This window comes from Paenibacillus sp. OSY-SE, assembly GCF_000283315.1.
GTDB classification, from domain to species: Bacteria; Bacillota; Bacilli; order Paenibacillales; family Paenibacillaceae; genus Paenibacillus_B; species Paenibacillus_B profundus.
The window spans coordinates 1-24,599 of sequence record NZ_ALKF01000158.1 but is presented as its reverse complement, the minus strand read 5'-3'; the positions used below and the strand labels follow the sequence as shown (position 1 = coordinate 24,599).

Genomic DNA, 24,599 nt, shown 5'->3' with positions numbered 1-24,599 from the left:
ATATCCTTAATTACAGCACGTTTTGCCGAAGCGGCACAATATAGACCCATACGATAAATTCCGGGAGATGCAACGATGAACAATGGACACATCTTAATTATTGAAGACGATGTAAAGATAGCACGCGTGATCAAGCTGGAGCTGGAGTATGAAGGCTACACGGCGGACATCGAACATTCCGGCACCGAGGGACTTCGAAAATATAATGAGCAGCAATGGGATCTCGTTCTGCTGGATGTGATGCTGCCTGGCCTCAACGGTCTTGAGGTGCTGCGCCGCATTCGGGCAGCTGAAGATATGACGCCGGTCATTCTGCTGACGGCAAGGGACTCCGTTCCGGACAAAGTTAGCGGTCTCGACATGGGCGCGAACGATTATATTACGAAGCCGTTCCAGATTGAGGAGCTGCTTGCTCGAATCCGGGCGTGTCTTCGCATTCGGCAACAGCTGCAGCGAGGCAACGAAGGGAATGAAGGTTTGCTGGAAATTGCCGATCTTGCGCTGGATGAGAAATCCCGCACAGTTACACGTCATCTCGTCCCCATCGAGCTGACGGCACGCGAATTCGATCTGCTCAAGTTCCTGATGATGCATGCCAACCAAGTGTTAAACCGGGAACAAATTTTGAGCAATGTGTGGGGATACGATTTCGTGGGCGATACGAACGTGGTGGACGTGTATATCCGATATTTGCGCAAAAAAATGGATTATGATTATACTCCCCCGCTCATTCATACCGTGCGAGGCGTGGGATATGTGCTGAAGGAGTAGCTTCCAATGAATCTCAAACACAAGATTCAGTTGTTCTCGACGGTCGGACTGCTATTCATCGTCCTTATTATTAACACGTCTATCTATTTCCTTTTCAATCGCATGATAACGAATGAAGAGCTGGATCGGATTGCAATGCGCACCCAGAGCATCGCCGAAGCCATGAAGCCTTCCGAGCTTGCAATCCCGGCTGCCGAATTGCTGCGCGCGTACTTGCCATCGTCTGGCATGATTCGCGTCATTAAGGAGGATGGGCGTTCTATCGTGACGGTGACGAAGGAGCCGGAATTCGCGGGCATTGCTCCGGCCTATAAGAGCGCGCAAACGACAGAGTTGTCCAAATTGAAGGGCACTCTCATCGCAAAGTCGTATTTCCCGATCATTTGGAGAGACGGCAGCATCGCCGCTCTGGAAGTGACGGAAAGCCTGGCATCGGCCCAACAAAATATGAAGCTGCTGCTCGCCGTCTTATTTGCCGCATCGCTCGTCGTGCTCATCCCTTCCTTTATTGCCGGTAAAATGCTTAGCAATGTCATCTTGCGTCCGATACACTCTTTAAATGCGACCATGTCAGAAATTCGACGCAACGGAATTTTCAAAAAGCTTGAGCTCACCGGCAGCGCAAACGATGAACTGGTTCAATTGGGCAACACGTTCAACAGCATGATTGACATTTTGAAGAACAACTTCGAGAAGCAGCAGCAGTTCGTCTCTGACGCCTCCCACGAGTTGAAGACCCCGCTCACCGTCATCGAGAGCTATGCGCGTATGCTGAAGCGTTGGGGAATGAACAAGCCAGAGGTGCTGGAAGAGTCCGTCGAGGCGATCTACTCCGAATCCGTCCGGATGAAGGAGATGGCGAACCAACTGCTCTCGCTTGCCCGACATGATATGGAACAGGCCGTTGAGTTGTCACAGGCGGATTTGCTGCAGCTTGGCGAAGATGTGGTTAGGCTGATACAGGCGGTGCATGACCGTCCGATTACGTTGCACAGTGAAGAGCGCGAGGTAGGTGCCTTCGTCGATGAACAGATGATGAAGCAATTGATGTTCATCCTGCTTGATAACGCGTTGAAATACAGCACGTCCCCTATCGAGCTGCACATGGGCTGCGATGATGCTGGTGCGTTTTTCAGCGTCAATGACCGCGGGATTGGCATTCCACAAGAAGATATTCCGCACATCTTCGATCGGTTCTACCGGGTGGACAAAGCCCGCAGTCGGGAAACCGGCGGCACAGGACTAGGCTTATCGATTGCGAAGCAAATCGTCGACGCCCATGCAGGAACGATTGACGTGAACAGCATAGAAGGCGCAGGAACAAGCTTCATGGTAAGGATTCCTGTGAAGACACTGCGATGAGGTGGTTACTAAAATGAATCGAAACAAGCGCATTGCATTCGGCGGTGTCATCGCAGCCATCCTCTTGATTGCGGGGATAGCCTGCCTAGTATTTAATCAGCGGCCATCTTTGTTGTCCGAACAAGAGATCAAGACAAAGGTCGAAGCCGTCTACCCCGGAAAAGTGACGAAGCTGGAATTGAGCGACGGCAAAGGACACGCTGTATATACAATGCTTTTGAAGTCGTCGAATGGTGCCTACGACATTCAGGCCGATGCGGTGACAGGAAATATTGTTCATGTGGCAGCGTCCCGCAGCAATGCCCCTGATAACACTCCGGCTCCCGATGTCGCTCCTAAGCCGGTTGTGACGGACGAACAGGCGAAGCGCATTGCGCTCTCGAAGTCACAAGGTGACGTGACGGAAGTGAAAAAGAGCAAGCGCAACGGCACGGAAGTATATGTGGTCACTATCCAAACCAAAAATCACGGCAAAGCGATCGTCGAAGTGAGTGCGGACACCGGTGACGTCGTGTATATGTCAGAAGTCGAAGATGCTGACGGCACGTCAGAAGACAAGCCAACATTACAGCCGAAAATTAGCGCCGAACAAGCCAAAAAAATCGCGCTCGCTAAAGTGAAAGGCACAGTGCACTCGGTTGAGCTGGAGGACGACGACGATACCCTTCTCTTCGAAGTGGAAATCATTACGGATAAAAAAGAGGAGGTAAAGATAGAGGTTCATGCTTATACAGGAGAGGTGCTGTCCATCTCATGGGAGGACTAGCTTGAGATTGTTCAAAAATCTCCCTTTTGATCACGAAGCATCCCGTGAGGTTATTCGACATCGCATCAACTTGTCTCTCATCAAATTTTAATCTTGTTATCGTGTTCTTCTCATGTTGACGTCCTATGATGGAGCTAAGTTAAACCAAATTAGGAGGTCACAAACATGAAAAAGATCATTATCCTATCATTGGCTGGAGCATTGACGTTGGGAGGAGCAGCTGCCGTTACGGCCCAACCGTGGAGCGCCAAAGACGGAAGCCAATCACAGCATCAGGTGAAAATAAGCAAAGATCAAGCGAAGAAGCTTGCCCTGCAAGCATATGCAGGCACTATTGAAGAAATCGAGCTTGAAATAAAGGACGGACGGCTCGTCTACCAATTCGATTATGACAACGATAAGACTGACGTTTACGTGGATGCCGTATCTGGAAAGGTGTGGCAGCACCACGATGACGACGACCATGAGAATCATGCTGATTCCAATTCTAGACCTAACGGTACCCAAGTGAAAATCAACAAGGAGCAGGCAAAACGGATAGCTCTTGCCGAGGTAGCCGGAATCGTGAAGGAAGTCGATCTGGATGAGGATGACGGCAGCTATGTATACGAGGTGGATATACGGACAGGCAAGGGAAAGGAAGCCCAAGTCGATGTCTCTGCAACAACAGGAAATGTATTGAAAGTCGAATGGGACGATTAAAACAGGGAATCTTTATTATTCTAAGGGAGGGGCTAACTGCCTCTCCCTTAGAATGATGCATTGCGAAAATACACCTTTCGGAACGGAGCGGATACCGAGATGTTCCTGCTGCCGTTCTAAAAGGTGCATCTCTGACAGGGTTGCGCACGGGATTTATCGAGCTCTCGTAATACATATTAATAAGAGGCGTAATGAGAATGGGAGGATATATATTCGGAGTTAATAGAATGCTTCATAAGTGCTTCATAGTAAACTTCAATAATAAGTACGATTGTTATCAAGTGAGCTTTTGCGCTCGCTGCTTGCCTCTTTCCCATTACGGTAATCGTTGACACCAGTACGGCTCATCTTTTAATCCCTAGTAATCCATGTTGCTCTGACTACGAGTGCTTTGCTGCTTCCCGTTCAAAATGTTTCTTATACTTCATCACTTTTTTCGTATAAGAGCTGTCGATCGTGCCTTTATTGTTGATCCATCGCTCTGATCCTGCCCGGCCGCGATTATATGCGAGCAGCATCGCTTTCTCCAGCTTTTCGCCCTGATACGTGTCTTCCCAGTATTCCCTGCATTCAATCAGCTCTTCAATGCCAAGCCGGATATTGTGGTCCGGATTGAATACGTCCAGATTGCTGACGTGAATTTCCTTCGCCAATCTGCCGATGTTCCGTGAATTCATCTGCACCAAGCCGTAATCGGTCGTACCGTTATCGTTATGATAGACGGTTTCGGCGTCAAAGTTGCTTTCCGCTTTGATGAGCGCCAGGAACGTGTAATAGTTAATACCTTCCGCGCTCGTTTCCTTCCAGATGATATCCAGAACTTTATCGGACAATGTGACGGATGGGATATTCGGACGACGGTTATCGCTCACTCCGAGGACGGATACTTCTTTTGTTTTTATCTGTTCCGCCTTGACCCCCTCGCTAGCTTGCACGACTGCAGATCTGTCCTTAATAAACGAACGTGAAATATCGACGACAATTGCTTTGCTTGCCCTCCATTTTTCCAACAACAGCGCTACCTTGTTCGTTTCTTCCCGAGCCGGGGGAGTAATCAACACCAATGCGCTCAAGATAGAGAGAACTATTTTAGCCATATCCAACTCCTTATCATGTTCTCCAGAATATATCAGGCTTGTCCATTCAGAGGAGATTCTGCCGAACACATCTTTACATTAAACCATATAATCGCGCATAAAACACGCCTTTACATCAATTACCACAGTTATTACAGCAAATTTCCATGGATTCTCATCCGTTTTCAATACATATATTTGCAGTTTCGAAGTGGAACGACTGGAAAATCAGCGTGTTCCATTCTGGCTAATAGAGAGCCCAGCAATTTGTATTCGGACGTTGTTAATACAAAATCCGATTGCATATGATGTGCCTTTTCGAAGCACATGCAAACCAATTGGTATAACGCTAACGTTTGTTCCGAATCTAGTGACATGAAGAACGCAGTCTCGTTCGGATCGACATAGGTATGATTCATCGGTTCAACTCCACTAGGAAGGATTGGACCAATCGTAGTGGGCCATATATTGTTTTTTCCGTTGATAATCTGTTTCTGCCCCGCCATACTTTTCAGAATCATATAAAAAATGTTGAAATTGAAACATCCGATCTTCGACTACTCCGCCAATCTTAGGTCTTCCATATTCATCAGACTGCAATTCTTTCGTTTTGACCAATTTGGTGCGTCCTTCCTCCTCCACTTGATGCCATTTGTATTGCGGAATCAATACGCGCTTAATCGTTTTCTCATAATTCGGGACCACAGGAATCACCTCTTCATTTTATGCATATTTTACTTTTATAATGTCAGGAAGAAGCTTGCTGTCAGCCTCTCACCATTTTGCTCGTACTATTTTACTTAGCGAATTATACCATTCGTCATGGATACAGATGTTGTATACTCTGGAAGCAGACAACTCACCGCGAACTATTTTTTGATCGAGCTTCACTAATTCCCAGCTTGAACACTTTTTACGGAACAGCTTTTCCAAGGCGGTTATGCGATTTTTATAATAATCATATATAAATTCAATTTCAGAATAGTTACTGCGTTTCCAACCAATATAATCGTCTGTAGCTTCCTCTAACGCATCCACATCTCCTCTAAAAAAACGATGCCAATCGTCAACATCTTGTTCAGCTTGGACGGCTTCCTCTATTGCACGAAACGTGCTTCCTTCCGTACATAGGCCGCAAGCTTCAATTAACCACAATAAAAAATAATCTCGCCTGCTTCCCCATTCTTCCTTTACCATTGGACATGCTGCCATTCAAGAACCCCCCTCTGCCTGTTATATGTGTGTTCAAAAAGACCACGGAACTTGTTGAACAACCTCTATATTTCTAGTATAAAGGGCGTTTATGATGGTGGATTACAGCAACCTGTTTATTATCACAACATTTTTTTAAAATAATCTTATAGTTTTTTGCTGCTCTATAAGTTTGGCAATATTGTTTTCCGCCTACTTTTCATTACACTTATATAGCTCTCTAAGCTTAGGAAGATTCAAAAATTCATTTCGAATGCGATAACCGCTCTGTTCTGATTCTTCATTGAATTGCTTCATGATCAACTTATATTCGCTTCGTTCCAGTCGTTCGAACTGTGCGTATAAATTGTTGGCCATCGCCAGCATCCCCGAGTAGCGAATATTCATTGGCGTGAAGCTCGGTTCCTTGATTTCTTTGGCAATGTTAGATAGTCTGCGGTGAATAATATTTTTTTCGGCCTCATTAAAATGCTCTGTTCTGGTGTGAGAAGATTTTATGACATAATTATTTTCGACCAACCATGCTGTTGGAGCTTTAATATCGATGCTTGGATTCCCGTTTTTCTTTTCGTATTCACTTTCTCGCAGCGCTTTCACACATAAATCAATGCATTGCTCGCTGACGGCAATCGTTCTGCGGTTGCCTTTATCGTCTAACAGTGTCAGCTGATTGCTCGTTGCATCCACATCTTCGCTCTTTAAATTCAGCAGCTCGCTATTCGCAACGCCGCGGACGCCGTTGAACAATAAGCTGACGATGACGGCATCCTGGGCATTGACGCATTTTAAAATAATTTTATCGATTTCTTGATCCGTCCAATACTTCTTTATCCCTTTGATAACAAACTGCTCTTTCCACTCTTTCGCTACCCCATCTAATGGATTAAGACCATGTGCCAGACCTTCGTCTATCGCCCAATCTATATATTTTGACACCCATGTCACGTTGGCTCGGCTTGAGTACACTGTCTTGGGCAAGTACAAATAAAATAAGCGTCTTAGTTGTTCGCGATTAAAGTCATACAGATCCTTGTTTACATCATTTTCGAGCGTCTGAGACACTTTAAACAGTCTGGCTATTATTTTTTGGGTGCCTGCGGCGTACTCCTGCATGAACCTGCGCTTCACTTCTTCATTGTAAAACTTATTTTCATAAACGATATTGGCCATTGTTCCACACCCCCAGAAAGCTTGATTTACATGAATTCCTCAACTTTTTGCTCAAAAAACTGTTTAATCTGACGCTTTACTTTGTTGGAATTTACTTTTCCTTGTGTCGTCATCAGCTCATCGAATGGCGAGCCATCACGAGATAAATCGATGCTTCCAATTATACGAACAATTTCATCAACCGGATAATCTTTTCCATACGTGTCGTACAATTTTTTGGCTACGACGATAAACCCGACAAATGTATTATGATGATTAATCCAGCTTTTTTTCGCCGTTTCCTGCATATTGGTTACAAATTCTGCTTCAAAAGCGGGAATCAAGTAGCCAAAAAACTTCTTTAATACTTCGGTAATATCATACCGGTCTTTGTTATTTTGAGGCTCGAAAATATGATCGATTGATTCAGACAGGACCGCAAAGTTGGTAAGGTAATCCATCTTCTTATCGATTGAGGTCTTAATAGATATTCTTTTTTTCAATTCCGGAAGCAGCATCAGATCTTTAGCGACCTGTGAACCGATGCTCTCGGCCATATAATGCTTTACTAGCGTTTTGTCAAAACGATTGACCGTATTGATCTGTCCAAGAAGAAATTGTGCCTCGCTTAGCGGATAATATTTAATCGCTACATTCATTATCCCTTCATAATCCGGTTCTTCCTCAAGGACGTTCAATATCGCTTGAACGCGGTGCATCCCATCGATCAGATTGACTGTCGTTCCTTCATAAACGGTTAAGCTGCCAGCTTCGTATGCAACGCGATCATGTCCATCAACTAATATATTGATAAGCAGGGTATCCGCCTTATATTTCCCTTCAAGCATCAAGCGTGTAATATTTTTTACACTTTTCAAATTGATATCCGGTTTTTCGGTTATAGTACCGTCCTTCAGCAGCTTATTCTTTGACAATCGTTGCGCTTGCAAATTGTACGTAATCACCTTGGAATTCCATAGCCGTCGAATCTCCTGATAAGACAGCATCGTGACAAAGTCTCTTCCCGATGGGGCTGCGATTACCCCTTCCATCGTATAAGGCAACGTAATGTCGTCCTTGCTTTGACGTTCATATTTAGCCGCTTTCGCTATTTCTCTCTTACTATAAAAATGGGCGGGAGCAGCCTGCTCATTGCCGGTTACTTCGTACAAAGCTAAGGTAAGCACACATAATTCTTCCTCTGACAAGCTATGAATGACTTCATAATTCGCTAACATTTCAATAAACAAGCTTCTTGGAAAGCAATGTCTCTCTACTAATAGGTTATCAATCTCTCTTTGTTGTTCTTTATTTTTAATAATGTCCGCAAATAAGGAAGGCAACGTATCGAATAATAATAATTCCTCCGTCATTATTCCTTCTCCTTTCAAGTCCACACTCTTCGTGGATATAATAGCATACACACATATAAGTGAGAACTATATATCATCAAATGCGAACATATGTTTGTTTTCCGTGGAGTTATGCTGTAAAATGATTGTACGAAACGACTCCAGGAGGCGATTGAACATGGAAGAGAAATATATACCATATGATATCAAAAACGAAGGCTTAAAAGATTTGCTCTATCAACTATTTCAGCAGCTTGATTATTCCTTGCAGTATGGCGATGAACGCGTCGCATGGTGTGAAGAGGTGTTGCGCAACCAATCATGGCTCCATAGCTACATTCAAACCAAGCAGTTCTCAAACAGACATATAAAAACAAATAATGATTTTTTATGTGAAAATGATGAATTTTCCGAGTGCTTATCCAAAATAGCCGACTATATTTTATTTACGGATTTTCAGGACGAGCTGCACCAACAAGATGTGCTTTCTGGCAAGTGCAATAATATAAAAAATGAATATCCCACTCTATCTGAGCATAGAAAATCGACAAATAAATATAGAGAAGCGCTCGTATTTGAGAACGTTCCAGAATCGAAGCTGGCCCTCCAAGAGCACAGCATTCAAGAGATGTTAATCAAACGAAAATCCGAGAAAAGACAACAGGAAGATAGAAAGGTTTCAAAAAAAGATATCGAGAAGTATGCGCCGCTCCAACAAATCATGCTGAATATTCATCATTTAGAGAAACAACTGCAGGCAACAGCTACAGCAGCTACCAATAAGCAGCCATTGAACGATGTCAAAGCACGAAAAATGAGGAAGCTGCTTGGAGAATTAAAGTACGAAATGTTTATTGTTAGAGAAAAGTTGCGCGGCGTTTTTTCATTTGAATCGAGCGGCACCTCTGTCTATGTATGGGATGAGGATACCGGTTATTTTGACGAAGACCATTATATTTCAGTAAGCGACAATAAAATTGATTTCAAAAAGGGAGAACATATTCAAGGTATTTTGCTGCATTATTTTGAACTGAGCTCAAAATATGTCGGCCGTGTTGATGAAGACTTATATGAAATACTAAGGGAGGTTAAGGAATTAGCTGCAATTACCAACTTAAAGCCAAAGGAAAGAGATGTTCTGAATATCCTGCTGCAGCAAAGTGAGTCGTATCGGATGAATATGTCCTACATCCATCATGAGAAGACCAATGATATTTTAACGGATGACAAGCTGACCGATCATGAAAAGCGGTGTAAGCTGATGACCTTTACGATAAATCCGAAGACGGAAATCATCAGACGCGCCACCGAACATGTGCAGCAGACCTATTCCAACAAAGCCAATATGCGACAAGTGAAACGAATGGTACAGAGCATCGCTGATAAAATATCGAAAACCTATTGCGTGTCGCATAACAGATACGTAACAAAGCGTAAAAAGGGGCTCTTATAGACACCCGAAAAATTTTTAAATGAAAAAGTGGTCATTTTTCCTCCAATGCCTCTATATATAGTGAGAGGATGAGAGAGGCGGCGTATCTGATTATTAAAAGTAAAATATACATAATTAAAATATTATAAACGGAGTGGTGCGCAATGAACTTCATTGTATAAAGACGATACTTATGAGCTATGCACTACATAATAAGCATTCATTGAGGGATCAACATGCATATTAACCGGCTAGCAGCTTTTCTCGGAAGACCCGTGTCATTGGATCATGGAATCCGCCTCTACTCTCCTCTAATTGATGACATTGCCGAGGTCGGCGAGCATAACTATTACATTTATCTGCTGTTTTGTTCTTTTGATAAAGAAAAAATTTTTAAAGATGTGTTTCGCATCGATGATGACAGATATTCGATAATCGAATCTGCGGATGACTATGATTTGTTAACGCATGAGGAGACAACGAGGGCCTATCTGTGCAAAGCCCTATCCTTCTTTACAAAGGATGACGTGCAGTTCGATAGCGCAACGCGGCAATTTGTTGTTGATGGCAGGCCTTTTCTTACTAAAGATAACTATCGTTTCTGTTCCCGTGTCATTCAAGAGCTGAATGGCCAGGTCAGTGAGGCTAAAGCTGAATTAAAACCAAAAAATAATAAAGCTAAAATCATGTTCGAGAAGTTGAAAAGGGCCAGAAGGAAATACAATGATGCGGAGCAAAATGCCTTAGAACTGAAAGACATTTTGTCCATCCTCTGCAGTGCAGAAGGCAACGATATCAATGTATTTAATGTCGGCAAGCTGACCGTGTATCAAGCGTACGAGCAGTTCGAACGAATCGGTCTGAAGGAAAGCCACAACCGCATGCTGCCCGTCTGGGCGAATGGTTACATGAAAGAAAATGACCAATTGCCTGAATGGATTGTTAAAAGCAAATTATAGTTTTTTTTAAAATTAAACAGACATATTAGGAGGATTTACACTATGACATTAGGAAAATACGGTTCCCGCGAAATTTTGGACACACAAATTATTGATTACGCAACAAACGCGCCGATCTTATATATGGACTACGCCACATCCGCACAAAATGAATGGACGGGTGAAACGGTATACGCACGCGGCGGAAGCGGCAACCCGCGCCGAATTGCATGGAATGGCGATAAGGGCGCTACGCTTACGCTGGAAACGCAAATCTTTACGATGCAGCATCTCGCCTTGCTGGCAGGCGATGAAATTACGAACGGCCCGCAAAGCATCTACAAGCGTGAAATCGTTCTGGTTGAGAGTGACGGATCGAACGGCAAGAAAATCAAGCTGAGCAAAACTCCAGTTGGCGGAAATAAAGCGGTTAGCGTATTCGAGTTTACTAACGGCGTTACAGGCTCCCCTCAAGACGTGGCATCGGTAACCTCTGCCGAAGTGAAGCTTGCTGACACTTCCACTGTGGCTGTAGGTCAAGAAGTGGAAGTATATTATCAATTTCAGGCGACGACTGCCCATAAATTGTCCTTCAACGCGAAGGCGTTCCCGAAATATGTGAAAATCGTCGGCGATACGCTCTATGCTGATGAAGTGAGCGGCGAAATGGTTCCGATGCAAATGACTTATTACAAGGCGAAGCTCCAGCCGAACTTCACCCTGACGATGAGCCCTACTGGTGATCCAAGCTCGCTGTCCCTCGTGTTTGATATTTTCCCTGCGAAGGTAAATGGCGTGGACACGCTGGCAGATATGGTCATTTACGAGGATTAATCGACACTGCGGCTTCAGGAGGCAGATCTACTGAAGCGGCCTGAAAAGCGGCCCGCTGAAGATGCCTAAGAGGCGGTTCCACTGGAACGCCAAAGAGGTGGAACTGCTGGAACAGCCCAAGAGACGGCTCCACTGGAAAATGTGCAGCAGAAAGTTGGGTTTGCGCGGCTAAGCGGCCTGTTGATTGGATTTGATCCAATGGATTTGACTATTTTTCTGTGCATACACCGGAATAAGTGCAAAAGCAATGAATCGCATTGGACATATTCCAATGGAACTTAATCTTAAGCGGTCTCCATGCTGCTTTCACTGCACAGAATCCAATGGATGTCACATTGGGGGGAAGATTGGGAGGCGTTCGTTCCGCTTCCGTCCCAGTTGAATCCGTTTCGCTTTTATTTAGGGGAGTATTCTTCCTCCCCTATTTCATTTTAATAAGGAGGAATCCGACATGGCACAACTCAAAAATCTCACCTTGACCCAGGTAAAAAAAGAAACCAATGAAAAATACAAACCTAAAAAACAAGTCGTGTTCGACAACAACACGAAGGTCGATGTCGAGACCGTATTTCGCCCTTCCCGGAAAAACAAGCTCAAAGCAGAGCTTTTGCGCATCTTGACCGAAGCATTGACAACCAAGCAGCCATTTGATGCCGGCCTGATTCTGGGCCTCGAAACGATGCTGGCCATCAAGTACTTTACGTCGCTGAAGACCGATGCCGAAACCTTTGAGCAATATATGGAGATGCTTCATTTGCTCAATGATGGCGACTATACCGAAAAGATTTTGGATGCTTTTGAAATCGATGAGCTGCACATGCTGTTCGAGGAATTGGATGCCGCTCTAGGCGTATTCAACCAAGCGATTGATCAGGAGCTTGAAAAATGGAACAACGAACACGCAGACACGGAAAAAGATACAGAGACCGCTTAGCAAAGGAGTGAACGTTCATGCCTAAATATGAATTGTCAGACAACATCGTCAGCAATATTTTGCAGTTTCTGAACCGGACGCCGGTCGAAGGCTTCTCTCAGCAGGATGCGATGTATGAAATCCGCTACCTGCTCTCCCACCCCATCGCGGAGGAGCACGACACCCAAGAAAGTGAATGAGCATGCTGACGAATGCGCATGCGCTCATCATGAAGGAAAGGAGTGGAAGCCATGAAAAACGATTTAACCCTGCTGACCGGTTCCTTGAATATTACGAAGACAGTTGAAGAGATCAATAAGGCAATCAAAAAGATCGAGAAGCATCCCAAGCTTAGTAAAGTAAAACTAAGTGTAGATTTTGATCAGAAGTATACGAAAAGCGTGGATGTATTGCTTTCATCCGGGCAAAAAGTAATAAAACACTATGAGCTCCAAAAGAAACTCATTGAAGAAATCATAGCAAAAAATTTCTTTCTTGGTGAGGCAATCCATAGAGTCACACAAAGGATACGCGCAAGTATAGATAGCTCAGTCCAAGCCACAAAACATATAAATGATAGAAAATCAGCAATCCTCCAAGAAACCGACGCTATCCTGACTCTAATTCGTAATATGGAGAGGCTCGAAGCAAAGCAACAAGATTTAATTCGTGTACAGTCGGCCAACGAAATGGGGAGTAACGAAGCAACTACAACGAGTGTTGAATCCGCAGCCCAAACGAAGGCAAGCCCTGTATCCAATCCGTTTGAAAAAACAGTTAACGATTTTTTTAAAGATGTAAATATAGACGCTTTTAAAAAGCTGTTTGATACATCTATGGTCTCCCTATTCTTTGAAGCAATAGCTCAAGGTGGACTAAAGTTCAAAGCACTCTCGGTATTCACAGAAATTTATACCAGCTCGGCTATCAAAGCACGAATAGCAACGGTTGCTCTACAATCTGCTTTAAGCTTGGGGTTGTCTGTCGCTATTGGGGCAGTAGTGAGTGGTCTAACCTATTTATACAATAAATATGAAGAAGAAAAACAGCAACAAATCGAATTAGAAAAACAAACGAGACAGAGCACCGAGTCATGGACAGCTCATAAAGATGAAATATTAGAGCTTGTCAACACTTATAATTATCTTCAAGCGGTAACCAAAGATGGGAAAAAGTTCGCAAATCACGAACAAGAACAGTCTTATCTGAATGTAATTGAGCGATTGTCCACTCTTATGCCGGGTCTGGTAGCATCCATTGATGATAAAGGTCAGAAGCACTTAAAAAATGCAAATGCTGTCGAAAGAGAAATCGAAAGAACAGAAAAACTAACCCAAGCTCTATTGAAACTTGATATTGAATCAGCTAAGGATTCATATAGTGAAAAAATAGAAAAAATCAAAAATCTCAAGAAAGATTTAACAAACTCAGAGGCCAAACAGCACTTTCGAAAGAATTTTGGAGTTTTTGATCCCTCTGTTAAAATGGACCATGCAGAACTGCTAAGACGGACCAATATTGAAGTTACTAAACTTACAATACAGCTTCTGGAGAAAGAAGAGCAAATTGCGATTGCCTCAGATGATTTAAGAGATAATATATACTCTACCATTGAAAAACTTTTGCTGCTAAACTCTATTCAAGTAAATCCAGATACTTCAAAGGAATTGAAAAGTATTGTCGATTCCCTTGGTTCCGATATAGTCAATGACAAAGATAAAATTGATGAATTCACCAAGAGCCTAGCGACCTTGATAGAAATTTTGTCAGATGGAGTAATCTCAAGCGATGAAATTAATCGCTTTAATCAAATTAAAGCTGTTCTAAATCTAACCGATGCAACAATTGAAAGTCTGGGTGACTCCTTCAAAAAGGCTTCTAAAGAAGGGCAAGATTTTAATAATTCGTTAAACAATGCCGCCGAAAATGCTGAAACTGCGACAAAAACATTGCAGGATCACACTTCCGAGTTAAAAACACTTAATCAATTTATATACGATGTTAATAATGGGCATGCATTATCGTCAGAGCAAATTGCTGACCTAATTACTCGATATCCCGAACTTGCAGAGCAGATTAAGATGACTGCAAATGTTTACTCTTTTGAAGATGGCGCTTTGGAAAAGGTTCGTAAAGCAAGAATTGAAAAAGCCATCGCAAGCATGGAGAAAGAAAAAGAGGAAACTACTGCTACCTTAAATAATACATTGGCACGTTTAGGTGCATACGGCACAGAACTGAAAATCATAAAAAATGTTGCAGACGCTAGAAAACGAATTAAGGAACTCAAGGAGCAAAAAAATGCTCATAACACATTAAGCGGAACAGGGTACTTTTCTCCGGCAATCAATGCTATTCCAGAGTTTCAAAACATAACGGCAGAAAAAAATGCAAGGATTGACGAAGAAATAGATGTTATTGATACTTACGTCACTTCTATTACGCAAAGTGAAAATAAGATTAAAGCAATGTTTGGACCTCTCAATGATCCAATGTTTGGGGTAAGTTCCCGCTCTTCGTCCCGCTCCTCCTCCAGCAGCAAAGACAAGGCTGCCTATGAGTCCCGTCTCAAAATAAACAAATTAGAGGACGCCGTCACGAAAGCGAATGCGGCGCTGGACAAAAACCAGCAGAAGCTGGATGAAGCTATCGCCTCCGGTAAAGATTACGACAAAGCACTTAATAATAGACTGACGCTCTACAACAATCTTACGAAATCCTTGGATCATCTAAAAAACTCGCATGTCAAACAGCAGCAAGAGCTGAGAGGCATTCTTGGCAAGGCCGGGCTGCTAGATAAGAACGGCGCTGTCATCGAGAACGTCGGCCAGAAGCTGGAATCCATCGCCAACAGCGGCACGGACACCATTCAAGGCCATTCGATCCAAACGATCGAATCCTTTGTCGAACAATATCTCAATCTTCCCCAGCAAATCAATGACGCAGATTCAAAGTTAAACCAAGCGGTCATGGGCATAGCGGACACATTCGGCAAAGGCCTGGAACGTCTTCAGAACACCAGCGAAACGAAACAAGCCAAGTCCAAGCATAAAATTGCCATGCTGGGTGAAATCAACACCACGGAAGAAAAAGAGCTGTTGGCTACGTATACGGAAGAGATTGTCCAGAACATCGTCAACGAACGAAAGCAAATCAATGATGAAATCTATAAAACCCAGCAATTGATCCGAAGCGGCAAGTCTACGGACGCCCAGAAACGGGCTGCGGAAATATACCTCAAGACTTTGCTGGATGCTCAAAACAATAAGTATGAAGAGGTAGTCACTCAATCCGAGGACCTCGGGAAAAAACAAGCGGACGCCCTCATCTCCGGGTTCGAGGATCAGATGAAAGAGCTGGAATTCCAGAAAAGCCTGTTGGGCTCATTGGACACGCCCGAGAAGCAGCAAGCGGCCACAGACATCGACAAGGCCATTGCTTCCGTTTACGCCCAAGCTGCACAATCCATTGAATCGCAAACCGCGGAATTGACACGGAAACTAAATCAGAGCCAATCCATCGCGGAAAGGAGCCTCACCCAAGCCAAGCTTGATGCTCTCAATGAATATCAGCGCACCGTATTGAAGCAAATTGCCGATATGAACAATGCGGAAGCGAAAGCCAGATCCGATCGGGCTGACAGCATCATCGAGAATTACAAGAACATGCTCCAGAAGGAAAAAGAACTTCGCGAGCAAGCAATCGAAGAAGAAATACGCGGCGAGAACGAGCGCCATAACAATAAAGTCAAACATTTGGATGACGAGCTGAAACGATACGAAGACATCATCAACGCTCGGCTCAAGTCGCTGGATCGGGCCAATGCGGAAGAGGATTACGAAGCGCAGTTAAATAAACTGATGAAGGAGCGGCAGGACATTGCCGACAAGATCAGCGTGCTGGCGCTGGACAATTCCTTCGAAGCAAAAGCAAAGCGAAAAGCGCTGCAGGAGCAGCTCGATTCCAAAAATGAAGAAATCGACAAGTTCAAGCTCGATCGCGAGCGCGAGCTCGTCAAAGAAGGCCTCTCCGATCAGCTTGAAGTCCGGAGAACAACAATCGAGAAAGAAAGAGAGCTCGAGGATAAGCAGCACGAGGACGCGCTCGACAAGCTCGATAAAGAGAAGCGCAAAATCGAACGGCATTACAAGCAAATCCTCGAAGACGAGAAATACTTCTATGACCTGAAGCAGTCCCTGCTCAATGAAGATAAAGCCGCCGTAAATACGGCCTTGAACGAGATACAATTAAACTATGATTCGTTCTTTGCTTATCTCGAAGAGCAAAGCAAGCGGTTCGGCTCGAAAATTGCCGACAACATCAGATACGGCTTTGAGCAGGATTACACCAATACGCAGGAGTATCGCGACACTATCGATTCATCCGGCAAAGCGCCTTCCGGAAGCTCCACTGTGCCGGGACAAGCAAGCGGAGGCAAACAGAACGAAGATGCCGAGAAGCAAAGAAGCTGGAAAGAGTACCTTGCCAACAAGCAGCGTGCCGAATTCTTGACCGAGCAAGTGATCCAGCTGCAACGAACCGAGCCCAATTCGATTGACATCATTCATATCAAGGAAGAAATCGACAAGCTGCGCAGAATAAACGATTCCTATCGCAAATTATACAATTTCCCGGATAAATCCCATGACGAGTTAGAAAACATGAAGCCGTTCTCCGCGAAGTCAGGCGGCATGACTCCCCCATGGGGTGGAAACGGCGGCAAATTCCTGCTCGCCCACGAGAAAGAGATCGTGCTGAATCAATCCGATTCCTTCAACTTGCTGAAGGTGGTCGATATTACCCGGAACATCGTCGATTCCATCCGGAACATGAAGCTGCCCAGCTTCACGCAGCAGCAGAATACAACGCATGCCGGCACGACGATTCAGAATTTGCACGTAGCCATTACGGGAGCCTTCGGGCCAAAAGACGGCGGCGACATGGCGGCTTCCTTAATTAACGGCCTCAAAGCGCGCGGCGTCAATATTTAGGAGGTGACATCCATTGACAATCCGATCTTCCGAATCCTTCTCCTATGCCGGGATCAAATGCAGCGATTACGGCATCGTGAACGTAAACATCAACTCGGGTATGCTGGAAGAGCCTTTCGCGGCCCCGCGCACGCTGCAGGAGGTCAGAATCGGCGGACGCAGCAAGCCTTATTTCCAAGGCATTGCGAAAGACCCGCTCAAGTTTCAAGTGTCATTCGCCTTTGAACAGACGTGGAATACGCGGCAAATCCGCGAGATAGCCAGATGGCTGACGGAACAGGACTATTACAAGGAGCTGATCTTCTCCAGCGACCCCGAGCGCGTCTTCTATGCCCTGGCAGTCGACGAGCCTACACTGGTTCATAACGCGCTGTCGCAAGGCTATGTCAATCTCACGTTCCGCTGCGATTCGCCCTATTCCTACTCCCCTGTCTATTCATCCCCTTGGTATGAATGGCAAGATACCCGTCTCGACCATCGCATCAGCGATTTCTCCGCAGGCACGAAGCCAGGCCTGGCCGAAGATGCCTCCGGGCAGCTTGTGCTGGACTCCAAGGTGCCGCGATGGAGCGACTATTCCGGCGCAGCCTGGCCGGATATTACATAAGAAAGGAGCACAACATGTCACAACGAACGAAAAAACTAAAGCTGCACATCCCGGAATATACGGATGAAATCTATCAAACGATTCAAGAGCTCGGCGAGAACTTTTCCGCCTTGGATGAAGCATCCAAAGACGACGCCCCCTCCCCGCCTGTAGAAGGCTTGTGGAAGCAGAGCGACATCATATGGAACTCGAAGCCCGCCATCGGCGAGTATGCCGGCTGGGTCAATACGCGAACGGGACGTACGGCTCCCGCGTGGACGGCACTGGCCTCCTATCGCAATGGAGACTGCATCATTCCGCCCGAAGACAACGGCCACGTCTACATTTGCATCCAGGCAGGCCATTCCGGAGTGACGGAGCCCGTCTTCCCGAGCTCGGCGGAGCGGGAAGTTCAAGACACACGCGGCGCTTCCGCTTGGCAGCGCTCCAAGCTGTATTTCAAACACGATATCGTATTCCCGACCGTTGACAACGGCCGTTTTTATGTATGCATCACCGAAGGCGAGGCCGGGGCGTCCGAACCGGACTGGAGCTTGACGAGCGGCACGAGCATCTACGATAACACCGTGGTATGGCTGGGATATCGCATTGCCAAATGGAAGGAAAGCGGAATATCCGCGCTTTTCAGACCGTTTGGCAAAATTGAATAGAGGTGTGAACGATGGCGAATTGGCTTTCTTTGAGCAACCTGTCAGGCGTCTACACATCTCCCCCAATCCCTGTTTCCTTGCATGGAGACGGCGCCCTGACGCGGATGACGTGGAAGAGCGATGCTCCTGGCAACAGCAAGGTCCATGTGCAGACCTCCCTCTCGGCGGATCAAGGCGATTCGTGGACTGATTGGAAGCCGTGCGTCAATGGCGGCAGCATTCCGGACGCCGAGATTGACACGCCGCTGCACGATATGCTGCTCCGGTTCCGGGTCATGCTGCAGTCTGATCGATACTCGGTCTCCCCTGCCTTCCGCGAACTCTCCCTGCATTTCGAGCCCGTTGCCGTATTCGACAACAAAGGCGATCTGAATTGCAAGCCGGAGATATGGATAACGAAGCAAGGACAAGGCGAATTTGCCGTGGTCAACACGTCGCAAGGCAACGCCGAGTTCCGCTTTGCGGATTTGCTTGATCAGGAAACGGTATATGTCAACAGCGAGCAGGAGCATATCGAGACGAGCTTGGCCGCCACCTATCGATACGGCAGCTTCAATGACAACTATTTGGACCTTCCGCCTGGCAAAAATGTGCTTAAAATCCGCGGGGACGCCAACTTCCAATTCCGATATCAATTCCAACGCATTCAATAAGGAGGTGATCCGATGTTAGGAGATATTGATTTCTTGAAAAAACCGCTCAAACCGCAGCTATTCTTGGTGAAGCCGAGCGGAGAGACGATAAGCAAGCTGAGCGAGGCCTACGATATTAACCAATCCATCCTGTTGTCGTCCGTCAATGAACTGTCGTTTAAGCTCCCCTATCGAATCGACATCAATCATAGGCTCGCGAACAACAAAAATATCGCCCTGCTGAAGGAACGCTATCATGTCCAAGTCGTGTTGGGCGAACATACAGAGCGCTATATGATTGATTCAACGAACGAGAACGGCGACGGCGAGACTGCTTACAAAGAAATACATGGCTATGCCCTTCCTTATGAGCTGCGCGACAAGCTGATTCGCGATTACGCCGTGGAATCGGTCCATGCCGAGCAAGTGCTGCGCGACGTGCTGTCCAATACGGTTTGGACCATCGATTATTTGGATGCGGACTTCAAGCTTACTTATCGCGCGTTCGATTTCGGCAATACGACGGTGCTGGATGCCGTCTATCAGGTCGCAGAGACGTACAATGCCGTTGTGCGGTGGGATACGAACCGGCGGACCGTATCCATGATGAAGCCCGAATGGTTCGGCGTGAACAAAGGGCTGCGATTTTCGTACGGCAAATATTTGAAGTCGCTCGGCAAGGAGTCCAGAGCGGACGAAATGGTAACCCGCCTGAAAGCATTTGGCCAGGATGGACTGAGCATCCACAAAGTGAACCCAACCGGGCAAAGTTACATCGAGAATTTTAGCTACTTCATGTATCCATTTGAACGGGACGCGAGCAACACGGTCATCCGCTCAAGCGACTATATGAGCGATTCGCTCTGCCATGCCCTGCTTGACTACGAAGAACGGATCGAGGCCAGAGAAGAGGAATTCGCCAAGCAGCTTTCCGCCCGGAAACGCTTGGAAGAGAGCCTGACACAGAAGGAAGTCGAGCTGCACAAGCTGCAAAACAACGAAGCCGTCATCACCAACACGATGCTTGCGCAGCAGTTCGACGGCAAAATGTTTTTCGAGACATATATTCACGATTCCTCCAGCTCGCGCAGCTTCCCCGTGAAGGACATCTATCCTTACGCGGTGCTATGCAAAGTAAGCTCTGCCGCTGGCGTCCAGGTTACGCTTAATGGAGCCGCCAAGCCCGTCCAATCGGGCACGTGGGTGCTGCTCGGCAAGGTGCAGCGGGCGGAGAACGTTGCCGTGGAAGTGCGCGGCGGATCGAATGTTGACGTGTTTTTGCAGGTGGCCAACATTTCGCTGGAGGAATTCGAAGCGGGCAACAACGAGCAGGAGCTTATCGACAAGTTCAGTCTGGATCACAAGCACATGCAGATGAAAGCCGTCGAAATCGAGCTGGCGAATCTGACGCATGAATTAGAGCAAGTGCAGCAGGCGATTGCCGAATTGCAGCAGGACTTCTCCCCCGCGCGCAACTTTACGGACGATCAACTGCTGGAGCTGAATTACTACGTCATTGAAAAAGAGTTTGCGGACGACAAATATGTCGAGGAAGAAGACCTCTATCAGGCGGCCGAGAGCAAGTTCAAAGAGCTGCAGCTCCCGCAAACCCAGTTCAGCATCGACATCATTCATTTTCTCGATATCGTGGAAGAGCAGCGGAATTGGGACAAGCTGGTCATCGGCGACTATGTTCGGATTGCTTACGAACTGCTTGACATCAAAATAGAAGCGCGAATTTCCGAAATCCGCTATGATTACGAAAATTCGAGCATCCAGCTTACGATCAGCAACGCCAAGGACTTGACGAATGACCGGAAGAAGCTGGAGAAATTTATTTATGACAGCAAAAACACCTCCGTTACCGTAGACAGCAACAAGCATAAATGGGGCAAGGCGGTGGTGGATACCTCAGAAATGAGCAAGCTGTTCGAGCATTTCTGGAATAAAGTGACGAACGATATCAACATGGCGTCCAACGAATACGTCACGATCGATCGCAAAGGCATCACGATCATCGACCCGCATGATTCCCAGCGTTTCCTGCGGGCGACGCACGGCGCGCTCGGGCTGACGCGCAGCGGCGGACTCCGCTACGAGACGGCCATTACGCCTGACGGCCTCATCGCGGAGCAGGTGCTCGGCAAAATCATTTTGGGGCAACGTGTCGTCGTGGGCGACCCCGACGGCCTGTTCACGATTGAAGGTCCTAAGCTAACAGTATCTGATCGGTGCGAACGCGAAGTGATGCGGCTTGGCTTGTATGACAAAACACCGGATAAGTTCGGCATGGTCGTAAACCGTTACCGTTCCTCCGAGTGTGCCGACAACACCATTGTGAACCGCACCACGGTCAACAGCGAGGATGGATTCGTCATCGAGCGCAGCCGCAACGGTACTTTCGACAAGACCTTCTACACCTCGTCCGATGGCGACCTGTATATGAAGGGCAATTTCCAAGCCGGCGAAGGCGATCGCGTCTTTACCATCAACAAGGATGGCTTGGCTCTGGGCAATTCACGCTGGGCCGATGCCCCCTTCCATGCCGATTACTTCGGCAATGTGTGGATGAATCGTTTGGTTGCCGATTCAGCCGAAATCAAACATTCACTCTTCAAAGACGGCCATATTCGGGGATCAGACTTGGTCCTTGAGGATAAATATGGAGGCATCATCTCCATGTTTCCTGAGCATGGGCTGTACTTTGGGAGCGAAATACCGGAAGCGTGTCCTGCTTGGATTAAAATGGACGGAACGGCCATATTCCGCAAATTGCTCGTTACGGATGGCGACAACAATCTGCTTCTGGATTCGGAAAATAAAAAACTATTCATGAATCAATGGGACGTCATTGGCGCGGCCGCCATCGATGCAGAATTGATTGCCGCAAATATGCTTACCAATGAAGACGGTTTTATTTCCAATCTGACTGCCGGCAAAGTTTCCACTTTAACCAATGCCGCCGAGAAAGGCTGGACGAACTATATCAAAATCGAAGGCAACAGCATTAAGTTTATTACGGGCCGAATCAAGGAGGGGACCGGCAAGCAGAAAAAGTTGTCTGACGGCAGACTTCTGTACTGGCTATCATCGGAAAGAACGGGAGAAATGACAATAGAACCTACTCCGTGGCCCGCAATGGCATATGATATGGATGAAAAAGTGAAACAAATCATTACGTTTGAACGTTCGGGTCACGAAGCAGAGCCTACACGTACGATTGGCTTGGGTGACGGAACCCCTAATGGCGGAAAGGCGGTCGAGACAAAATACAAAGGTGGATACAAGATTGCTTATGGTGCAGGTAACACTGGGAAAGATAGGAGACTTGAATTAAATGATGACGGTGTATTTCTATATTCTCAAGATAAATTGATTCAATTATCTAGCAAAGATTTTGATATTATTGTGAATGGCGGTAATTTGAATATAGATCTGGCTAATGGAACAACTTTTGAAATGACCCACAGCGGAGATATAAATCTAAAAGCAAAAAGAAATATAAACTTTGAAGCAGGTGCAAATATCAAGTTTACAGCGTCGAGAATAGATTTAAATTAAAATAATTGATTAACTTCTCTAAAATAACGATGCTCATTTTCCGATATATAGTACAATAGAACTATTCCCTATATATTGGAGGTCAACGTTTCAATGAAAAAAATAACGATATTAATAACGGGCATTTTTATAGGTATTGCCTTATCTGCCGGAACTGTTGTGGGAGCGACTACATACTTAAAAGCAACTCAATCGAATGTGAAGCTTGTTGTGAATGACACGGAAGCGAAATTATCCAATCCTCCACTTCATGTGAATGGGAAACTGTATCTTCCCGTTAGAGATACGGCAAATGCCTTGGGTTATTCCGTACAATCTGTCACCCATTCAACGGTTACGCTTAAGGAAGGAATCAGCCAAAACACCTCTGCTCAAACCAATGACTCGAAAGCAAAAGAGAATATCCAGAAAAAAGAAAATCAGATGGTGAAAAATTTGAAAGAAACTTATTCTACTGACGGCAAACTGGATGCTGCAAAAATCAAGGAAGCTTTAAACAATGCAACTTTGAATGTAAATGCGCAAGATACTGATACAGGTAATACTCTCTTAATGTATGTGATTTTAGAAGATAATTATGAAGCGTATAAAGCGATTAGACGCAATGATCTGGATCCCAATATTCAAAACAAAGACAAACAAACGGCATTGCATATAGCTGTAACAAACAGAAATCTTTTTTACCGAGGAGAATTGTTAGATGAATTAAAGGTCGATGCTTCAATAAAGGATGCATCTGGTAAACAAGCTATTGACTACACTGAAAAAGATTCACCTGATTATTTTCGTTTGTATATGTATATGAAGAAATAATATCTATCATTCCTTAATATCATTTATATTAAGATATGAATTCATTTAAGTCACTCTTCAATGGAGTGGCTTTTTAATTTCAAGACGTGAGAGACAGCAAATCACGTCAAAGCCGATGAAAAACAGTTAGAGTGATGTAATCTAAAGTTATCATTTATCTTTGCCGATATATGGTATTACGCTAAAAATCGGAGGTATCTGAAAGTGAAAAAGCTAATAACCAAAACCCCTGCATTTTTGCTGGGACTACTCGTTGGAGCAATTTTAACTGCGGGCACAGCCGTAGGCGCAGCAACATTTTATAAAGCAATGCCAATGAATATCAAGGTTGTAGTTGGCGAGAATCAAGCAAAACTAAGCGAATCTCCTTTAAATGTGAACGGGAAAACCTATCTCCCTCTTCGCGACACGGCGAGCGCTTTAGGCTATTCAGTACAATCTGTTACTTCTTCTGAAATTACGCTGAAAGAGAAAGCAAACGTGGACAAAGAAAAAAATCAAAAAAACACGGCCAAAAATGACAAAACGAAAACTACAATTAAGACGGTGAAAATGAAAAATTTGAAAGAAACCTATTCTACTGACGGAAAACTGGATGCTGCCAAGATCAAGGAAGCTTTAAACAATGGAACTTTAGATGTAAATGCGCAAGATTCCGACACCGGTATGACCCTGATGCATTATGTTGTGCTTGAAGATAACTATGAAGCATATAAGGCAATTAGACGCAATGACTTGAATGTCGATATACCAGACAATAATGGGCAAACACCGTTATTTTTATCCGTTATTGATCAAAATAGCTTTTTCTTTGGAGAATTGCGTGATGACTTAAATG

Annotated in this window: 21 protein-coding genes; 16 read left to right on the top strand and 5 right to left on the bottom strand. The window is 45.4% G+C overall.

The window, feature by feature from the left end; translation table 11 throughout:
• The first annotated feature begins 75 nt into the window (after window positions 1–75).
• The 4 genes from A372_RS0106775 to A372_RS0106760 all read left to right on the top strand — a co-directional run bounded on the left by A372_RS0106775 (window position 76) and on the right by A372_RS0106760 (window position 3,601).
• Complete coding sequence (locus A372_RS0106775; protein ID WP_019420073.1) at window positions 76–771, top strand: response regulator transcription factor; 696 nt, start codon at window positions 76–78, stop codon at window positions 769–771.
• A 6-nt stretch (window positions 772–777) separates the two neighbouring features.
• Window positions 778–2,133 (top strand): sensor histidine kinase, encoded by a 1,356-nt coding sequence (locus tag A372_RS0106770; protein WP_019420072.1) that lies wholly within the window; start codon window positions 778–780, stop codon window positions 2,131–2,133.
• Window positions 2,134–2,146: 13 nt separating this feature from the next.
• Window positions 2,147–2,899: a PepSY domain-containing protein gene (locus A372_RS0106765; RefSeq protein ID WP_019420071.1), complete on the top strand. Its 753-nt coding sequence runs from the start codon at window positions 2,147–2,149 to the stop codon at window positions 2,897–2,899.
• Between the two features lie 165 nt (window positions 2,900–3,064).
• Window positions 3,065–3,601: a PepSY domain-containing protein gene (locus A372_RS0106760; protein ID WP_019420070.1), complete on the top strand. Its 537-nt coding sequence runs from the start codon at window positions 3,065–3,067 to the stop codon at window positions 3,599–3,601.
• Window positions 3,602–3,981: 380 nt separating this feature from the next.
• Here the strand turns inward: A372_RS0106760 and A372_RS0106755 are convergent, their stop codons facing one another.
• The 5 genes from A372_RS0106755 to A372_RS0106730 form a co-directional block, all read right to left on the bottom strand.
• Window positions 3,982–4,698 carry a transglycosylase SLT domain-containing protein gene (locus A372_RS0106755; protein ID WP_019420069.1) on the bottom strand — a complete coding sequence of 239 codons (717 nt, stop codon included), beginning with the start codon at window positions 4,696–4,698 and terminating at the stop codon, window positions 3,982–3,984.
• A 411-nt stretch (window positions 4,699–5,109) separates the two neighbouring features.
• Window positions 5,110–5,382 (bottom strand): hypothetical protein, encoded by a 273-nt coding sequence (locus A372_RS0106745; protein WP_019420067.1) that lies wholly within the window; start codon window positions 5,380–5,382, stop codon window positions 5,110–5,112.
• 69 nt (window positions 5,383–5,451) lie between these two features.
• A complete protein-coding gene (locus A372_RS0106740) occupies window positions 5,452–5,889 on the bottom strand; it encodes a hypothetical protein (RefSeq protein WP_019420066.1) in 438 nt (145 codons plus the stop codon).
• A gap of 192 nt (window positions 5,890–6,081) precedes the next feature.
• Window positions 6,082–7,059, bottom strand: coding sequence for a phage lytic cycle repressor MrpR family protein (locus A372_RS0106735; RefSeq protein WP_019420065.1), 978 nt, complete (start codon window positions 7,057–7,059; stop codon window positions 6,082–6,084).
• Window positions 7,060–7,085: 26 nt separating this feature from the next.
• Complete coding sequence (locus tag A372_RS0106730; protein ID WP_019420064.1) at window positions 7,086–8,411, bottom strand: DNA sulfur modification protein DndB; 1,326 nt, start codon at window positions 8,409–8,411, stop codon at window positions 7,086–7,088.
• 157 nt (window positions 8,412–8,568) lie between these two features.
• Here A372_RS0106730 and A372_RS0106725 point away from each other — a divergent pair, with 157 nt between their 5' ends.
• The 12 genes from A372_RS0106725 to A372_RS0106670 all read left to right on the top strand — a co-directional run.
• Window positions 8,569–9,843, top strand: coding sequence for a hypothetical protein (locus tag A372_RS0106725; protein WP_019420063.1), 1,275 nt, complete (start codon window positions 8,569–8,571; stop codon window positions 9,841–9,843).
• Between the two features lie 215 nt (window positions 9,844–10,058).
• Complete coding sequence (locus tag A372_RS0106720) at window positions 10,059–10,781, top strand: hypothetical protein (protein WP_019420062.1); 723 nt, start codon at window positions 10,059–10,061, stop codon at window positions 10,779–10,781.
• Window positions 10,782–10,823: 42 nt separating this feature from the next.
• On the top strand, window positions 10,824–11,594 hold the full coding sequence (locus A372_RS0106715; protein WP_019420061.1) for a hypothetical protein: 771 nt from the start codon (window positions 10,824–10,826) through the stop codon (window positions 11,592–11,594).
• A gap of 451 nt (window positions 11,595–12,045) precedes the next feature.
• Window positions 12,046–12,528, top strand: coding sequence for a hypothetical protein (locus A372_RS0106710; RefSeq protein ID WP_019420060.1), 483 nt, complete (start codon window positions 12,046–12,048; stop codon window positions 12,526–12,528).
• A 17-nt stretch (window positions 12,529–12,545) separates the two neighbouring features.
• Window positions 12,546–12,707 carry a hypothetical protein gene (locus tag A372_RS37215; RefSeq protein WP_019420059.1) on the top strand — a complete coding sequence of 54 codons (162 nt, stop codon included), beginning with the start codon at window positions 12,546–12,548 and terminating at the stop codon, window positions 12,705–12,707.
• A gap of 51 nt (window positions 12,708–12,758) precedes the next feature.
• Entirely contained in the window at window positions 12,759–17,498 is a 4,740-nt protein-coding gene (locus tag A372_RS0106700) for a hypothetical protein (RefSeq protein WP_019420058.1), read from the top strand.
• A gap of 13 nt (window positions 17,499–17,511) precedes the next feature.
• Window positions 17,512–18,105, top strand: coding sequence for a distal tail protein Dit (locus tag A372_RS0106695; protein ID WP_019420057.1), 594 nt, complete (start codon window positions 17,512–17,514; stop codon window positions 18,103–18,105).
• Window positions 18,106–18,119: 14 nt separating this feature from the next.
• Window positions 18,120–18,755, top strand: coding sequence for a hypothetical protein (locus tag A372_RS0106690; protein WP_019420056.1), 636 nt, complete (start codon window positions 18,120–18,122; stop codon window positions 18,753–18,755).
• 11 nt (window positions 18,756–18,766) lie between these two features.
• Window positions 18,767–19,408, top strand: a complete 642-nt coding sequence (locus A372_RS0106685; protein WP_019420055.1) for a phage tail domain-containing protein — start codon at window positions 18,767–18,769, stop codon at window positions 19,406–19,408.
• A 12-nt stretch (window positions 19,409–19,420) separates the two neighbouring features.
• Window positions 19,421–22,948, top strand: coding sequence for a phage tail spike protein (locus A372_RS0106680; RefSeq protein WP_019420054.1), 3,528 nt, complete (start codon window positions 19,421–19,423; stop codon window positions 22,946–22,948).
• Between the two features lie 93 nt (window positions 22,949–23,041).
• Complete coding sequence (locus A372_RS33440) at window positions 23,042–23,761, top strand: stalk domain-containing protein (protein ID WP_019420053.1); 720 nt, start codon at window positions 23,042–23,044, stop codon at window positions 23,759–23,761.
• Between the two features lie 204 nt (window positions 23,762–23,965).
• A partial coding sequence (locus A372_RS0106670; protein WP_019420052.1) for a stalk domain-containing protein occupies window positions 23,966–24,599 on the top strand: 634 nt, incomplete at its 3' end.

What these genes read in the sequence shown, in the direction of transcription:
- A372_RS0106775 (WP_019420073.1), top strand. Translation starts at nt 76, where the DNA reads ATGAACAATGGACACATCTTAATTATTGAAGACGATGTAAAGATAGCA.
- A372_RS0106770 (WP_019420072.1), top strand. Translation starts at nt 778, where the DNA reads ATGAATCTCAAACACAAGATTCAGTTGTTCTCGACGGTCGGACTGCTA.
- A372_RS0106765 (WP_019420071.1), top strand. Translation starts at nt 2,147, where the DNA reads ATGAATCGAAACAAGCGCATTGCATTCGGCGGTGTCATCGCAGCCATC.
- A372_RS0106760 (WP_019420070.1), top strand. Translation starts at nt 3,065, where the DNA reads ATGAAAAAGATCATTATCCTATCATTGGCTGGAGCATTGACGTTGGGA.
- A372_RS0106755 (WP_019420069.1), bottom strand. Translation starts at nt 4,698, where the DNA reads ATGGCTAAAATAGTTCTCTCTATCTTGAGCGCATTGGTGTTGATTACT.
- A372_RS0106740 (WP_019420066.1), bottom strand. Translation starts at nt 5,889, where the DNA reads ATGGCAGCATGTCCAATGGTAAAGGAAGAATGGGGAAGCAGGCGAGAT.
- A372_RS0106735 (WP_019420065.1), bottom strand. Translation starts at nt 7,059, where the DNA reads ATGGCCAATATCGTTTATGAAAATAAGTTTTACAATGAAGAAGTGAAG.
- A372_RS0106730 (WP_019420064.1), bottom strand. Translation starts at nt 8,411, where the DNA reads ATGACGGAGGAATTATTATTATTCGATACGTTGCCTTCCTTATTTGCG.
- A372_RS0106725 (WP_019420063.1), top strand. Translation starts at nt 8,569, where the DNA reads ATGGAAGAGAAATATATACCATATGATATCAAAAACGAAGGCTTAAAA.
- A372_RS0106720 (WP_019420062.1), top strand. Translation starts at nt 10,059, where the DNA reads ATGCATATTAACCGGCTAGCAGCTTTTCTCGGAAGACCCGTGTCATTG.
- A372_RS0106715 (WP_019420061.1), top strand. Translation starts at nt 10,824, where the DNA reads ATGACATTAGGAAAATACGGTTCCCGCGAAATTTTGGACACACAAATT.
- A372_RS0106710 (WP_019420060.1), top strand. Translation starts at nt 12,046, where the DNA reads ATGGCACAACTCAAAAATCTCACCTTGACCCAGGTAAAAAAAGAAACC.
- A372_RS37215 (WP_019420059.1), top strand. Translation starts at nt 12,546, where the DNA reads ATGCCTAAATATGAATTGTCAGACAACATCGTCAGCAATATTTTGCAG.
- A372_RS0106700 (WP_019420058.1), top strand. Translation starts at nt 12,759, where the DNA reads ATGAAAAACGATTTAACCCTGCTGACCGGTTCCTTGAATATTACGAAG.
- A372_RS0106690 (WP_019420056.1), top strand. Translation starts at nt 18,120, where the DNA reads ATGTCACAACGAACGAAAAAACTAAAGCTGCACATCCCGGAATATACG.
- A372_RS0106685 (WP_019420055.1), top strand. Translation starts at nt 18,767, where the DNA reads ATGGCGAATTGGCTTTCTTTGAGCAACCTGTCAGGCGTCTACACATCT.
- A372_RS0106680 (WP_019420054.1), top strand. Translation starts at nt 19,421, where the DNA reads ATGTTAGGAGATATTGATTTCTTGAAAAAACCGCTCAAACCGCAGCTA.
- A372_RS33440 (WP_019420053.1), top strand. Translation starts at nt 23,042, where the DNA reads ATGAAAAAAATAACGATATTAATAACGGGCATTTTTATAGGTATTGCC.